Genomic DNA, 14,523 nt, shown 5'->3' with positions numbered 1-14,523 from the left:
GTTGAATATGCGTAAGACCCTCACCCTCCGTCATTCCGGCGAAAGCCGGAATCCCGCTTCTTTCTTGGGAGCGCGCAAGGTCATAGAAGAAAAGCGGGATCCCGGCTTTCGCCTGGATGACGAGGTGGGGAAGCGAAGCGAAGCCGGCTTCACCCTCGTGGAACTGATGGTCGTCATCGTCATCATCGGCCTGCTGGCGACGATCGTGGCGATCAACGTCATCCCCGCGACTGACACCGCACGGGTCGAGAAGGCGAAGGCGGACATTGCGACCATCGAACAGGCGCTGGAGCAATATCGGCTCGACAATCTGACCTATCCGGCGGGGTCGGACGGGTTGCAGGCGCTGCTCAATCCGCCCGCATCGCTGGCGCAGCCGCAGCGTTACCGGCGTGGCGGCTATATCAAGAAGCTGCCCGACGATCCGTGGGGCCGCGCCTATGTCTATACCGTGCCGGGGCGCAAGGGCGCGTTCGACATCAGTTCGCTGGGCGCGGACGGCCAGCCGGGCGGCGAGAGTGAAAATGCGGATATCTATTCCAGCGAACTTTGAGAAAGGCTGTTCGTGAACATTTTTCCGTTCGGCCTGAGCTTGTCGAAGGCCTTTGGACGAGTCACGCGCCTCGTCCAAACTGAACGAAGTGAAGCACCTCGCTTCGCTCGGTTGATCCCTTCGACTTCGCTCAGGGCGAACGGTGCAGGCGATGGCGGCTTCACGCTGGTGGAACTGATGGTCGTCCTGACGATCATCGGTTTCATTTCGGCTGCCGTGGTGCTGGCCATCCCCGATCCGCGCGGGTGGGTGATCGAGGATGCCGACCGCTTCGCCGCGCGCGTGGCCGCCGCGCGCGACGAAGCGGTCGTGACGGCTGCGCCGATGGGGCTGTGGGTATCGGCATCCGGCTATGGCTTTCAGCGCCGCGATGGCGGGCAATGGGTGGCGCTGGAGGACAAGCCCTTCGTCACCGCCAACTGGAAAAGCGGCACCCGCGCGCTGGTCGGCAAGGACGGGCGGCAGCAGATTGCATTCGACGGCACCGGCCTGCCGACCGATCCGCTGACCGTGACGCTGGCGCGTGAGGGCGAGCGGGTGTCGGTGACGGTCGACATGGCGGGGAAGGTCATGGTCGGTGGGTAGTCGGCGTATTCTGCGTGTTCCCGCGAAGGCGGGAACCCAGGCCGAACGGAGGGACTGGGCTCCCGCCTTCGCGGGAGCACGTCCGGGTTTGAACGAAAGCGGCTTCACGCCTTTGATGCGTTCCACCCAACAGGGCTTCACGTTGCTGGAAATGCTGGTCGCGCTGGCGGTGTTCAGCCTGGCGGCGCTGGCGCTGGTGCGGTTGCAGGGGGTGACGCTGCGCACGGCGGCTGATCTGGACAGCAAGGCGCTGGGCCAGATCGTCGCGCGCAACCTGATGGTCGATGTGCAGAGCGACCCCGTGCCGCCATCGGTTGGTGACGAAGCGGGCGATGTCGAGAATGGCGGGCGGCGCTGGCACTGGAGCCGGACCGTCAAGCCGACCGACGACCAGCGCCTGTTGCAGGTCGACCTGACCGTCGATGGCCAGCCGGGCGCGTCGCCGGTGGTGTTGAGTTTCGTGCGGGTGGTGGAGTGATGGTGGCGCGCCTCAACCAACATCCGTTCGTTTCGAGCGTGTCGAGAAACGTCTGGCACAGTGCTGGCCGTTTCTCGACCTTGGCCTGTCCTGAGCGCCTGCCTTTGCAGGCAGTCGAAGGGCTCGAAACGAACGGATGTAGAACTGACAAGACCAAGGGTGACGATGGATTCACGCTGATCGAATTGCTCGTCGCCCTCATGATCTTCGCGATGCTGGCGAGCGCCGGTGTCCTCCTGCTCGGCAACAGCGTGTCGGCGCAGGCGCAGGTCAAGGCGCGGCTGGATGATATGGCGGCGGTCCAGCGGGCGGGCGGGGCGCTGGCGGGGGATCTGGGGCAGGCGGTGCCGCGCATCACCCGTACCGAGAGCGGCACGCTGGCACCGGCCTTCTGGGCGCATCACGAAAGCGAGGATCAGCCGGTGATGCAATTTGTGCGGGGTGGCTGGGACAATCTGGGCGACCTGCCCCGGCCTTCGCTGCAAAAGGTGGAATATTGGGTGCGGCAGGGGCGGCTGGAGCGGCGGACCTATGCGCAACTGGATGGCGCGGCGGGCGATGAACCCGCGGCGTTGCTGGAGGATGTCGAGGCGGTCGCGCTGAAATTCCGCGATGCGGCGGGCAAATGGCGTGACGGCTGGACCCCGACCCAACCCGACCTGCTGCCCCGCGCGGTGGAGATGACGCTCACCCGCACCGGCGAGCCGCCCGTCACCCTGCGCTTTCTGGTCGCGCCCGGCCCGGTCGAAAAGCCCATCGTCGAAAGCACCCCCGGTGCCTGATCCGCGCAAACCCGACGAGCGTGGCGCGGCGCTGCTGACCGTGCTGCTGCTGGTGGCGGTGATGGCGGTCGTCGCCGCGACCGCGCTGGAGCGGGTGGCGCTGGCCACGCGGATGACCGGCAATGGCGGCGCGATCGATCAGGCGCGCGCCTATGCCGATGCCGCCACGGCGGTCGCGCGCTTGCGGATCGGCGATCTGGTCGCGGCCAATCCGGCGAAGATCACGCTGGCGGGCGGCTGGCTGGGCGCGCCGCAGAGCATCCCGGTGCCGGGCGGCACGGCGACGGCGCGGGTTACCGATGGCGGCAATTGCTTCAACCTCAACAGTGTGGTGAGCGGCGAGAGTGAGGCGAGCCTGAAGGTGCGCCCCATCGGCGTGTCGCAATTTCAGGCTTTGCTGGTGGCGCTGGGTGTCGATGCGCGGCAGGCGCAGGGCGCGGCGGCGGGGCTGGCCGACTGGATCGACAGTGATGGCGATCCGCAGCCGGGCGGGGCGGAGGATGTGGTTTACGGGCAGATGCAGCGGCCCTATCGCGCAGCCAACCGGCTGATGATCGACGCCAGCGAATTGCGTGCGGTGAACGGGATCACGCCCGCCATCTATGCGACGGTGCGGCCCTGGGTCTGTGCGCTGCCGGTCACGGATCTGTCGCCGATCAACATCAATACGCTGTTGCCGGAACAGGCGCCGCTCTTCGCGATGCTGCTGCCGGGGCAATTGAGCGTCGCGCAGGCGCGGCAATTGCTGGCGCAGCGGCCCGTGGACGGCTACGGCAGCACGGTGCAATTCTGGGCCTTGCCCTCGCTCGCCGGCCTGTCGCCGATGACCGAGGTGGCCGAGCAGGTCAAATTGACGACGGGGTTTTTCGGAGTGGACGTGGCAGTGACTGTCGGGGGAACGCAGCTGGTGGAGCGGTCGCTGATCGACGCGCGGGAAAGCCCGGCGACGGTGGTGCGGCGCAGCTGGGGCGCAGGGGCATGAGTGCGCGCGACGCCCTGATCGTCTTTCTGCCCGAAGCGCAGGACGCGCCGCCGCACTGGATGCGGGTGGTCGATGGCGCGCTGGTGCAGTCGGGCGAGGGCGCGAACTGGTTGGCAGCGTGCGGCATAGCGGCTTTGCCTGAAGAGGCGCGGGTGATGCTGGTGCCGCCTGCGGCTCTGGTGGCACTGCACTGGACGCTGCATCCTGATCTGCCGGTGCGGCAGGCGCGGGCGGCGGCGCGGCTGGCGGCGCTGGCGGAGGGAATCCTGCCTGCCGATCAACTGTTTGCGGTGACCGATGCGCAGGATGACCCGGCGCGGCCCCATATCGTGGCATTGGCGGCGCGGGGTGACATGCAGCATTGGCTGCTCTGGGCGCAGCATCATGGGCTGGACCCCGACACGATCGTGCCTGCGCCTTTATTGCTGCCGGAGCCGGAGAGTGGCTTTGCGCGCGGCGTGATTGGCGGCGTTACGGTGTTGCGGGGCGCGGACATGGCGCTGACCGGGGACATGGCCTTGCCCGCGCTGATCGGCGACGCGCCGGTTGTCGATGTGCCGCAGGGCGTGATCGAGGGACGCGCGATCGCCGCGCTGGATGCCCCGCCCATCGACCTGCGGCAGGGGGATTTTGCCAAGAGGGTGCGGCGGCAGGTCGATCAGCGTGCGCTGAAACGGGTGGCGTTGTGGAGCGGGCTGATCCTGCTCGCGGCGCTGCTGATTGCGCTGGTCGGTATCATCAAAAGCCATCGCGAGGCCAGTCGGCTTGACGCGGAGAGTCTGGCGCTGGCGCAGCAGGTCGTGCCCGACGCGAGCGATGCGCGCCAAGCGCTTGGCGCGATGGAGCAGCAACTGGCCGCGCGGGGTGCTGGCGGACGGGCCTTTACCGCCCCGGTCGCGGCGCTGATGGCAGCGATGCAGGATGCGCCCGGCGTCGCGCTGACCAGCCTGTCGCGCGACCCGGACGGAATGCTGCGCGCGACGCTGGCGGCAGCGAAGGCGGATGACATCAACATCGTGTTGCTCGCGCTTCAGGCGGCGGGCTTCACGATCACGGCGACACCCGCGCAGGAGCCGGGCGGGCGGACGCTGGCAGAGATTACGGTGCGGTCATGATGGAACGGATGCAGGCACTCTGGGCGGAACGATCGCCCCGCGAGCAAGTGATGCTGGGCGTGATGTTCGCCCTGCTGGCAGGCGTGATCCTCTGGTTCGGGGTGGCGATGCCGCTCGACCGGGCGCAGCGGTCGGCGCGCGATACGTTGCTGGAGGCGACCGATCGCAACGCGGCCGTGCGTGCGGCGGTGCGGCAGTTGAAGGCGCTGCCCCGCGCGGTCGAAGGCGGCACGTCCGCGCCGCTCGACCAGCTGGTCGGGCAGGGCGCGGGTGAAGCGGGCCTGACACTGGAACGCGCGCAGGCGCAGGGACCGGACCGGATGGAGATCGCCATCGCCTCGATCCGGCCGGTCGCGCTCTTTTCCTGGATCGCGGCGCTGGAGGCGCAGGGGGTGCGGGTCGATACGATGAGTGCGCGGCCTGCGCCGACCGCTGGCAGCCTGTCGGTGCAGGCGGTGCTGGTGCGGGGAGCGGGGCAATGATGGGCCTCACCCTCTCGCGCCGGATGCGGATCACGCTATTGGTGATCGTGCTGCTTGGGCTGCTGCTCTTCTTGCCGATGCGGGTCGCGTTGGGGCTGGCTGGGCTGGAGCGGCTGGGCGTGGCGGCGCGGGACGTGCGTGGCACGGTGTGGAGCGGGCGGATCGACCAGCTGATGCTGGGCGACATGCCGATGGGCAGCGTGCGCGCGGGGCTTTCTCCGCTGGCGTTGCTCACCGGCCGGGCGCGGTTCGACATTGCCCGGACCAAGGGGCTGGCCGACGACATATCCGGCGCGCTGACCGTCGGGTTCGGGCGGATCGGGGTGGATGATGTGGGTGGCGCGGTGCCGCTGGGCCGCACCTTCGCGCCGCTGCCGATCGCCAGCCTCCAGATGGAGGATGTGTCCGCCTATTTTATCGGCGACCGTTGCGGTCATGCCGAAGGACGGGTGCGGACGCGGATGGCCGGGCAGTTTCCGGGGCTGAACCTGTTACAGGGTTTTTCGGGCGCGGTGGCGTGCGATGGCGACGCGCTGTCGCTCCCGCTCGCCAGCCAGTCGGGCATGGAAACGATCGCGCTGCGCATCTGGCGGTCGGGCCGCTACAGCGCCACCATGCGGGTCGAAACCGCCGATCCCACGCTGGCGGCATCGCTGGGGCAGGCCGGCTTTGCGACGGTCGGCAATGCGCAGGTGCTGAAGGTCGAAGGCACATTGTGATCTTGGCGACGTTGCTGGGCGGGGTGGTCGGCGCGATTTTCGGCAGTTTCCTCGCCACCCTGATCCTGCGCTGGCCGCAGGGGCGGGGGGTGACGCGGGGCCGGTCGGCCTGTGATGGTTGTGGCCGGACGCTGACGCCGCTCGATCTGATCCCGTTGCTCAGCGCCCTGTTGCAGCATGGCCGGTGCCGGACGTGTGGCGCGGCGATCGATCCGCTGCATGGGCGGGTGGAACTGAGCTGCGCGGTCATCGGCGCGCTGGCGATCGGCGCGATGCCGGATCTGGGCGGGATTGGCTGGGCCTTGCTCGGCTGGCTGCTGCTGACGCTGGCGGTGCTGGACTGGCGGCATTATTGGCTGCCCGATGCGCTGACCCTGCCGCTCGCTTTTCTGGGCCTGACGCTCGGCTTGTGGGCGACCGATGTGGTGCTGGTCGACCGGATCATCGGCGCGGCGCTGGGCTATGGCAGTCTGCTGGCGATTGCGCTGGCCTATCGCGCGGTGCGGCGGCGTGAGGGGCTGGGGCTGGGCGATGCGAAGCTGCTCGGCGCGCTCGGCGCCTGGTTCGGCTGGCAGGCCTTGCCCTTCATCCTGCTGATCGCGGCGATGGCGGGGCTGGGCGTCATGCTGGTGACGGGCCGGGCAAAAGAGGCGACGGCGCGGGTGCCGCTCGGCACGTTTCTGGCGCTGGCGGCAGTGCCGGGCTGGTATTGCGTTCGCTTCCTATACTGACGACTGGCGCAAAGGAACTATAGAACATATAGTGAACATATGCGCGATTCGTCCCCTGTTCTTGCCCGGTTGAGGGAGAGCCTGCAACAGCTGGAGCCGCGCCGCGCGACCGCGCCTGCGGCACTGTTTGCGCTGGGGCATGACGGGGTGGACGCGGCGCTGGGCGGTGGGCTGGCGCGCGGGCGGTTGCACGAAATCTTCGCCGATCAGGAGGATGCCAGCAGTGGCGCGGGCGTCGCCGCCCTGTTCAGCCTGCGCGCGGGGGAAGGGCGCCCTTTCCTGTGGCTGCGTACCGAAACGATGCAGAAGCGGGTCGGGCAATTGCACGCCACCGGCCTTGTCGAGCTGGGCATCGACCCCGCCAATATGCTGCTAGTGCTGGCCCCCGATGATGCGGCTTTGCTCCATGCAGCAGCAGAGGCAGCGCGCTGTGCCGGGCTGGGGGCGGTGCTGGTCGAAGGCTGGGGCGCAATGCGCGGGCTGGACCTGACCGCCAGCCGCCGCCTGATGCTGGCCGCCGAAGCATCGGGTGTCACCCTGTTCCTGCTGCGGATCGCCGCCGATGCCGCGCCGAGCACCGCCGACACACGCTGGCGGGTCAGTGCTTCACCCTCGATCGCGCTGGAGGCGGACGCGCCGGGCGCATCCTTGTTTCAAATCGAATTGCTGCGTCGGCGCGCCGGTCTCCCGGCCGGGCCATGGCGCATGGAGTGGGACCGTGACCGACTATGTTTCAGACGTCCTGCCACAGATGGACGAGGCGCTAATGGAAGGGTCTGGGCAGGAGGCGGAGAGCATGACGATCGCGACGCCGGCACCCCGGCACCGCCGCTATCTCGCCCTGTTCTTCCCCTGGCTCCCGGCGGAGCGGTTGCGCCTGACCCGGCCCCATTTGTGCGCCGGGCAGGATGAGCGGCCCCGTGCCTTTGTCGAGAAGGTCCGCGGCGCGCTGCGGCTGGCTGCGGTGGATGAGGCCGCGGCGGCGCTGGGCCTGTCGCCCGGCCTGTCAATGGCCGACGCCCGCGCCCGCGTGCCGGACCTCGACCTGTTCGACCATGTCCCGCATGAAGATCAGGACTGGCTGGAGCGGCTGGCCGATGGCTGCACCCGTTACACCCCGACCGTGGCGCTCGATCCGCCCGACGGGCTGATCCTCGACACCAGCGGGTGCGATCATCTCTTTGGTGGGGAGGCGGGGCTGGCCGTCGATCTGGAACGGCGGCTGGCGCGGCTGGGCGTCGCCGTGCGACTGGCCTTTGCCGGGACGCCGGAGGGCGCGCGGGCGCTGGCCCGCTATGTGGCGGGGGCGGCGTGTGATGAAGATAGCGCGATCCGCCGCCTGCCCGTCGCGGCGCTTGAACTGGATGAGGAGGCAACGCTGGCGCTGCGTCGCGCGGGGCTGAAAACCATTGGCGATGTCGCGCGTCGCCCCATGTCGTCCATCGCTGCTCGCTTCGGCGCGGACGCGGTGATGGCGATCCGCCGGATCGTGGGGGAGGCGGACAGCGCGCTGACCCCGCGCCGGGTCGTCCCGCCGCTGGGTGTCGAGCGGCGCTTTGCCGAACCGGTCGCGCGCACCGAAACCATGATGACGATCCTGGCCGAACTGGCGGGCGAGGCGGCAGAGATATTGGAACAGAGGGGCCATGGCGGACGCCGGTTCGAGGCGCTGTTTTTCCGCAGCGACGGGCTGGTGCGCCGGCTGACCGTGGAAACCGGCGCGCCGATGCGTGATGTCCCGGCGCTGATGCGGTTGATTCGGGAACGGATCGACAGCCTCAACGATCCGATTGACCCCGGTTTCGGCTTCGACCTGCTGCGCCTGAACGTGCCGCTGACCGAGCCCTTGGGTGCGTCGCAATTGCGGCTGGAGGGCGGCGCGACCGGCGAGGCGGCAGTGACCGCTCTGGTCGAGCGATTGAGCACCCGGCTGGGGCGCAACCGCGTCCGCCGCTTTGGCGCGCGCGATAGCCATATGCCCGAACAGGCCGAATTTGCGCTGCCCGCGCTCGATGCGCCGCCGTCCGACCTGTGGGCGACGCCCCAGACGGGCGAGCCGCCGCTGCGCCCCATCCATCTGTTCGATCCGCCCCAGCCGATCGAGGTGCTGGGCGCCGAAGTCCCCGACGGCCCGCCGCGCCGTTTTCGCTGGCGCCGCGCCCTGCACGAAGTCGCCCGGTTCGAGGGGCCGGAGCGGATCGCCGGGGAATGGTGGCGCAGGCGGCCCGTATCGATCGAACTGCCCCGGCCCGGCAGCGATCCGGGCGAGGTCGATATCCGCTATCTGCTGGGCGATGCGCCCGATCATATTCGCGACTATTATCGGGTGGAGGACCGGCGCGGTCGCCGTTTCTGGATCTTCCGGCTGGGCTTCTTCGAGCCGGACAAGCCCATGCCGCGCTGGTACATGCACGGCCTGTTCGCATGAGCCGGGGGCGTGATCCGGGGCCGGAGGAGGAGGGGCGGCGGCCCATCGCTCTGGATGCGGCGTTGCGGGCGCGGCGGACGGAACCGCCATCGCCTGCGCCGGACTTCGCCGAGCTGGTGGCGGCGACCAATTATAGTTTCCTGCGCGGCGCGTCCCACCCGGCCGATATGGTGGGGCAGGCGCTGGCGCTGGGCCATGCGGGCATCGGCATTGCCGATCGCAATACGGTCGCCGGGGTGGTGCGGGCGTGGAGCGCGCTCAAATCGGTGCGCAAGATGCTGGCCGAGGATGCCGAGGATCAGGGCATCCGTACTGGCGAAACCGCGCAGTCGGCTGCGGAGCGCCGCCATTTTGCGGCGCAGGCATTGCGGCTGGCGCAGGCTTTCCGTCTCGTCACCGGGGCGCGGCTTTGCTTTGCCGATGGGACGCCGGACATTATCGCCTACCCCATCAACCGCCATGGCTGGGGGCGGCTGACCCGGCTGCTGAGTGTCGGTAATCTCAAAGAGACGGTACAAAAGGGCGATTGCGACCTGCGCCTGTCCGACCTGATCGACCATGCGCAGGACATGGTCCTGATCGTCATGGCGGGGGAGGCGGACGAAACGCTGCTGGCGACATTGGCGCAGTTGGTGCCGGGCGGGGTGTGGATCGGCGTCACCATGCCGCGCGCCGGGCCGGACCGCCGCCGTCTAGCCCGGCTGGCGGCGATGGCGCAGCGGCTGGGGCTGCCTTTGCTCGCCACCTGCGACGCGCTCTATGCGATGCCAGAAGATCGGCCGCTGCACGATGTCGTCACCTGCATCCGCCATGGCGTCACCCTGCGTGAGGCGGGGCGGCGGCTGGAGGCCAATGCCGAACGGCACCTGAAATCCGCGCGCGAAATGGCCCGACTGTTCCGCGACTGGCCGCAGGCAGTGGGTGCGTGGTGCGACGTGCTGGACCGGATCGCGTTCGATCTGTCGGACCTCAAATATGAATATCCCCATGAGCCGGTGCCGGAGGGGTGGGCGGCGCAGGACTGGCTGGAACATGAAGTGCTGCGGCTGGCGGGCGAAGCCTATCCCGATGGCGTGCCGGACAAGGTCAATGCGATGCTGGCGACGGAGTTCGCGCTGATCCGCAGCCGAAACTATGCCTATTATTTCCTGACCGTCTATGAAGCGGTGCAGTTCGCCCGCAGCCTCGATCCGCCGATCCTGTGTCAGGGGCGGGGATCAGCGGCCAATTCGGCGGTCTGCTATTATCTGGGCATCACATCGGTCGATCCGACCAAACACAACCTGCTCTTCTCCCGCTTCATTTCGGAGGATCGTGACGAACCGCCCGACATCGACGTCGATTTTGAACATGAGCGGCGCGAGGAGGTGATCCAGCATATCTATGCACGCTATAGCCGCGAACGCGCTGCCATCGCCGCGACCGTGATCCATTACCGCCCGCGCAGCACGGTGCGGGAGGTCGGCAAGGTGCTGGGCCTGTCGGAGGATGTGACCGCGCGGATCGGCAGCACCGTATGGGGCAGCCACGCCAGCGGCATGGCGGAACGGCGCTTCCGCGACGCCGGGCTGGACGTGGGCAATCCGCTGATCATGCAGTTGAAGGAACTGGTCGACCGGCTGCTGACCTTCCCGCGCCATCTGTCGCAGCATGTCGGCGGATTCGTGCTGACGCAGGACCGGCTGGATGAAACGGTGCCGATCCACCATGCCGCGATGGCGGACCGCACCTTTCTGGAATGGGACAAGGATGATATCGACGCGCTTGGCCTGATGAAGGTCGATATACTGGCGCTGGGGATGCTCAGCTGCATCCGCAAGGGGTTTGCGCTGATGCGCGACCATGGCCTGGGCGACATGACGCTGGCGTCGGTGCCGGGGGAGGAAGCGCCGGTCTATGACATGCTGTGCCGGGGTGACAGTGTGGGCGTGTTTCAGGTGGAAAGCCGCGCCCAAATCAACATGCTGCCCCGCCTGCGCCCGCGCACTTTCTACGATCTGGCGGTGCAGGTGGCGATCGTGCGGCCCGGCCCGATCGAGGGGGATATGGTCCACCCCTATCTCGCCCGCCGGGCCGAGGCACGCGATGGCAAGCCGCCATCCTGGCGCTTTCCTTCGCCTTCACCGCCCTATCCCGCCGACGAATTGCATCATGTGCTGGGCCACACCTATGGCGTCCCCCTGTTTCAGGAACAGGCGATGAATTTGGCGATCACGGCAGCCGAATTTTCGCCCGCGCGCGCCAATCAGTTGCGCCGGGCGATGGCGACGTTCCGCAATGTTGGCACGATCGGCGAGTTTGAGGAGCAGATGGTCGGCGGCATGGTGCGGCGTGGCTATGAGCGCGCCTTCGCCCAGCGTTGTTATGACCAGATCAAGGGGTTCGGCAGCTATGGCTTCCCCGAAAGCCACGCCATCTCCTTTGCCCGGCTGGTCTATGTGTCAGCCTGGCTCAAATGCTATCAGCCCGCCGTGTTCGCCGCTGCCTTGCTCAATGCGCAGCCGATGGGCTTCTACGCCCCGGCGCAGATCGTGCGCGACGCGATCGAACATGGCGTTATCGTGCGCGGCATCGACGTCAATGCCAGCGGCTGGGACAATGGGCTGGAGCCGATTGCGGCGGACGATCCCGATGCGGGCAAGCATTGGACCCCGGCCAATCGCCGCTGGGGCGACATCGTGCCGCGCCACCGCAAGGACGGGGCGTTCGCGTTGCGGCTGGGCTTTCGCCAGATTGATGGGTTTCGCGAGGCCTGGGGAGAGGCGATTGCGGTAGATCGCGCGGCATCCGGTCCCTTCGCCACGATCGAGGAACTGGGGCGGCGGGTAAGGCTGCCTGCCCGTGCGCTGCATCTGCTGGCCGATGCCGACGCCTGCCGCTCGATCGGGCGCGAACGGCGTGACGCGGCCTGGGACGTGCGGCGGATGCCAGTGGGCGAGTTGCCACTGTTCGCTGCCGCCAGCGCGCGTGAACTGGGAGAGGAAAGCGATGCGGCCCTGCCGCCCATGCCCTTGTCCGAAGCGGTGGCGGCAGATTATCAATTGACCCGCCTGTCGCTCAAACAGCATCCCATGACCTTCCTGCGCCCGGTTTTCGCGGTCGAAGGGCTGTTGACCAGCGAGCAGATGAACAGCGTGAAAAATGGCACACGGGCCAAAGTGGCGGGCGTAGTGCTGGTGCGGCAGCGACCCGGCAAGGGCAATGCGATCTTCGCGACGCTGGAAGATGAGACCGGCATCGTCAATATCCTTCTCTGGGCCAGGATGCTGGACCGCTATCGCCTGCCGGTCATGGCCGCGCGACTGATGGAGGCGCATGGCGTGGTGCAGCGGGTGCGGGAGGGGCCGGTCGATGTATTGCACCTGATGGCGGATCGCATCGTGGATCGCACCGTCGAGTTGGATCGCCTGTCGGAGGATCATGCGACGCTGATCGAGACGGGATCGGGCGAAGCAGGTGTTGAGGGTAAGGCTGTTCACCCAGTCATGTCGCGCGTGCGTACCCATGGCCATCCGCGCAACGTGCGGATATTGCCCGGATCACGCGATTTTCATTAGCGATTTATATGAAGTGGTCGGGGAGACAGGATTCGAACCTGCGACATCCTGCTCCCAAAGCAGGCGCGCTACCAGACTGCGCTACTCCCCGACGCCTCGCGCCTTAGCGGCCTATCGCGCGTCCCGTCAATCGGCGATCAGTGAAAGAAGAGCCAAAGTAGCAGAATGATGGGGATCGGCACGCCGATCAGCCATAATAGCAGTCCCTTGCCCATGATATTTTCTCCTGCTGCGGTTTAGAATCAACCGATGGGCAGACGGAGAGGTTCCCGATCCCTTGGGCACAAACAAAAAGGGCGGGCCGTGGATACGGCCCGCCCTTCGGAAATCTCGCTAATGCGAAGATTACATCGCGTTCGCAGCGTTGTTCGCAGCGTTCGCGGCGTTGTCAGCAGCGTTCGTTGCATTTTCAGCAGCGTTCACGGCGTTTTCAACAACGTTTTCCACGACGGCGTTCGAAGCGTTCGCGGTTTCGTTGGCCGGCTTCTCACCGCAAGCGGCGAGGGCCATCAGGCTGGCCGAAGCGAAAACAGCAGCGATCTTCTTCATTGTGTACGGCTCCCATAGCATTATGCCGCGTCAGGCACGTTACGATGTGACCCTACGCGAGCGACCCGCATTAACGTGTGCGTTGCACAAATCAATGCTTTTCTGCGCCGGTGAAACGAAGGAATCACGCGACAGGGCGTTGTCTACTATAAAAGTTCAGTTAACGCCCAATGTTTCTGATGCATGAGCGATCAGGTTCAGCGTTACCGCCCAGGCAGCGACATTCTGTCGCAACTGCGCCGGATCGACCTTGTCCAGCGTATCGTCGGGCGTGTGGTGCAGGTCGAAATAGCGGGTGCCATCCTGTTGCAGGTCGATCACCGGCACGCCGCCTTTGACCAGCGGCGCGATGTCGGCCCCGCCGCCCGCTTCCTGCTTGCTGGCCCCGATGCCCAGCGGCGCGAGGGCCGCTGCGATACGGGTAGCGAGCGCCTCATGCCCCTGCGGCAATTTGAAATCGACGCGCCAGACGCGGTCTGCACCAAAGTCCGACTCGATCGCCAGCGCATGTTTCTCCGCGCCATGCTCCTTGTAATAGGCCCGTGCGCCGTCGCCGCCGACTTCTTCCGCGCCCGCCATCAGCACGCGAATGGTGCGGCGTGGCTGGCCCGCCTTGGCCACCTGCAACGCCGCTGCCGCCGCGATGCCGCAGCCGGTCGCATCGTCGATCGCGCCGGTGCCCTGGTCCCAACTGTCGAGATGGCAGGCGGCAACGACAATGCCAGCGCCAGGATCAGTGCCGGTTATTTCCGCGATCACATTGCCTGATGGCTGGTCCTTGAGCATTTTCGAGGTCAGCGTCAGGTGGAGCTTCACCGGCTGTCCGCGCCCTATCACCCGCGCCAGTTGCTCTGCATCGGGGACCGAAAGCGCGGCGGCGGGAATCGGCGTCACGCCATCGGCCCACATCTGCACCCCGGTATGGGGCAGGCGGTGATGGTCCGTACCGATCGAGCGGATCAATATGGCGATCGCGCCCTTTTTCGACGCGATGCTGGGGCCCTGCCGCCGCGCCGCGCCGAAATAGCCATAGGAAGAACCGTCCTGCGTCGCTGCCATATCGTGGCTGACGAAGGCGATCTTGCCCTTCACGCTGGCGGCGGGCGCGGCTTCCAGATCGGCAATGGTCGGGAAATAGACGACTTCGCCCTCTATCCCCTTGTCCGGGGTCGATCCGCTATTGCCCAGCGCCGCCAGCACCAGATTTTGCGGGAAGGGGGAGAGGATTTTCGCCTCATCCCGGCCGCGCACCCATACCGGCATCGTATAGGGTTCGGCGCGCACATTGCTGAACCCCATCGCCTTGAGCTTTGCCACCGCCCAGTCGCGCGCGCGCGCTTCCTGCGGCGTGCCGGCCGGACGCGGGCCGACTTCGGTGGTCAGCCCTTCGGTGAAGTCCCATGCGACATCATCCTTGAGCGCAGCGTCGCGAATCGCGGCGCTGTCTGCCGGTGCGGCATAGGACAAAGCGGGGGTGAGGAGGCTGCCAAGGAGGAGGGCGGCAAGCGTGCCCGATCGGATTTTCTGCATGGATGGGAACGTAGCGAGCCATCGCCCATTTG

General features: G+C 67.2%; 14 protein-coding genes and 1 tRNA gene. 12 read left to right on the top strand and 3 right to left on the bottom strand.

What is annotated here, in order from left to right:
* Positions 1 to 7 precede the first annotated feature (7 nt).
* The 12 genes from gspG (at position 8) to D0Z70_RS02360 (ending at position 12,412) form a co-directional block, all read left to right on the top strand.
* The gene (gspG, locus tag D0Z70_RS02420; protein ID WP_239018785.1) at positions 8 to 553 is read left to right on the top strand and encodes a type II secretion system major pseudopilin GspG; all 546 of its coding nucleotides are present in this window, start codon (positions 8 to 10) and stop codon (positions 551 to 553) included.
* 111 nt (positions 554 to 664) lie between these two features.
* Positions 665 to 1,138 (top strand): GspH/FimT family pseudopilin, encoded by a 474-nt coding sequence (locus D0Z70_RS02415; RefSeq protein ID WP_275402204.1) that lies wholly within the window; start codon positions 665 to 667, stop codon positions 1,136 to 1,138.
* Positions 1,139 to 1,253: 115 nt separating this feature from the next.
* Positions 1,254 to 1,616, top strand: coding sequence for a type II secretion system minor pseudopilin GspI (gene gspI / locus D0Z70_RS02410; protein WP_119744075.1), 363 nt, complete (start codon positions 1,254 to 1,256; stop codon positions 1,614 to 1,616).
* 104 nt (positions 1,617 to 1,720) lie between these two features.
* Positions 1,721 to 2,398, top strand: a complete 678-nt coding sequence (gene gspJ, locus D0Z70_RS02400) for a type II secretion system minor pseudopilin GspJ (RefSeq protein WP_420820361.1) — start codon at positions 1,721 to 1,723, stop codon at positions 2,396 to 2,398.
* A complete protein-coding gene (gspK, locus tag D0Z70_RS02395) occupies positions 2,391 to 3,380 on the top strand; it encodes a type II secretion system minor pseudopilin GspK (RefSeq protein ID WP_119743813.1) in 990 nt (329 codons plus the stop codon). Before gspJ ends, gspK begins: the two co-directional genes overlap by 8 nt.
* The gene (gspL, locus tag D0Z70_RS02390) at positions 3,377 to 4,495 is read left to right on the top strand and encodes a type II secretion system protein GspL (protein ID WP_119743812.1); all 1,119 of its coding nucleotides are present in this window, start codon (positions 3,377 to 3,379) and stop codon (positions 4,493 to 4,495) included. Before gspK ends, gspL begins: the two co-directional genes overlap by 4 nt.
* Positions 4,492 to 4,977 (top strand): type II secretion system protein GspM, encoded by a 486-nt coding sequence (gene gspM / locus D0Z70_RS02385; RefSeq protein WP_119743811.1) that lies wholly within the window; start codon positions 4,492 to 4,494, stop codon positions 4,975 to 4,977. The genes gspL and gspM overlap by 4 nt, the downstream gene beginning before the upstream one ends.
* A complete protein-coding gene (gene gspN / locus D0Z70_RS02380) occupies positions 4,974 to 5,696 on the top strand; it encodes a type II secretion system protein N (RefSeq protein WP_119743810.1) in 723 nt (240 codons plus the stop codon). Before gspM ends, gspN begins: the two co-directional genes overlap by 4 nt.
* Positions 5,690 to 6,427 (top strand): prepilin peptidase, encoded by a 738-nt coding sequence (locus D0Z70_RS02375; protein WP_119744073.1) that lies wholly within the window; start codon positions 5,690 to 5,692, stop codon positions 6,425 to 6,427. Before gspN ends, D0Z70_RS02375 begins: the two co-directional genes overlap by 7 nt.
* 39 nt (positions 6,428 to 6,466) lie before the next feature.
* A complete protein-coding gene (locus D0Z70_RS02370) occupies positions 6,467 to 7,339 on the top strand; it encodes an ImuA family protein (RefSeq protein WP_119743809.1) in 873 nt (290 codons plus the stop codon).
* Positions 7,224 to 8,855 (top strand): Y-family DNA polymerase, encoded by a 1,632-nt coding sequence (locus D0Z70_RS02365; protein WP_239018784.1) that lies wholly within the window; start codon positions 7,224 to 7,226, stop codon positions 8,853 to 8,855. The genes D0Z70_RS02370 and D0Z70_RS02365 overlap by 116 nt, the downstream gene beginning before the upstream one ends.
* Positions 8,852 to 12,412: an error-prone DNA polymerase gene (locus D0Z70_RS02360; protein WP_119743807.1), complete on the top strand. Its 3,561-nt coding sequence runs from the start codon at positions 8,852 to 8,854 to the stop codon at positions 12,410 to 12,412. Before D0Z70_RS02365 ends, D0Z70_RS02360 begins: the two co-directional genes overlap by 4 nt.
* A gap of 14 nt (positions 12,413 to 12,426) precedes the next feature.
* On the opposite strand, the gene D0Z70_RS02355 is transcribed toward D0Z70_RS02360, so the two are convergent.
* From D0Z70_RS02355 to D0Z70_RS02345, 3 genes are all read right to left on the bottom strand, one after another.
* Positions 12,427 to 12,503: transfer RNA gene (locus D0Z70_RS02355), tRNA-Pro, on the bottom strand.
* Between the two features lie 254 nt (positions 12,504 to 12,757).
* The gene (locus D0Z70_RS02350; protein WP_119743806.1) at positions 12,758 to 12,961 is read right to left on the bottom strand and encodes a hypothetical protein; all 204 of its coding nucleotides are present in this window, start codon (positions 12,959 to 12,961) and stop codon (positions 12,758 to 12,760) included.
* Between the two features lie 156 nt (positions 12,962 to 13,117).
* Positions 13,118 to 14,491 (bottom strand): M20/M25/M40 family metallo-hydrolase, encoded by a 1,374-nt coding sequence (locus D0Z70_RS02345; protein ID WP_119743805.1) that lies wholly within the window; start codon positions 14,489 to 14,491, stop codon positions 13,118 to 13,120.
* Positions 14,492 to 14,523: the final 32 nt, after the last annotated feature.

Source organism: Sphingobium terrigena, from assembly GCF_003591655.1.
Classification (GTDB): domain Bacteria; phylum Pseudomonadota; class Alphaproteobacteria; order Sphingomonadales; family Sphingomonadaceae; genus Sphingobium; species Sphingobium terrigena.
Note: the sequence above shows the minus strand (reverse complement) of the source record. Positions and strands in the feature narration are given on the sequence as shown.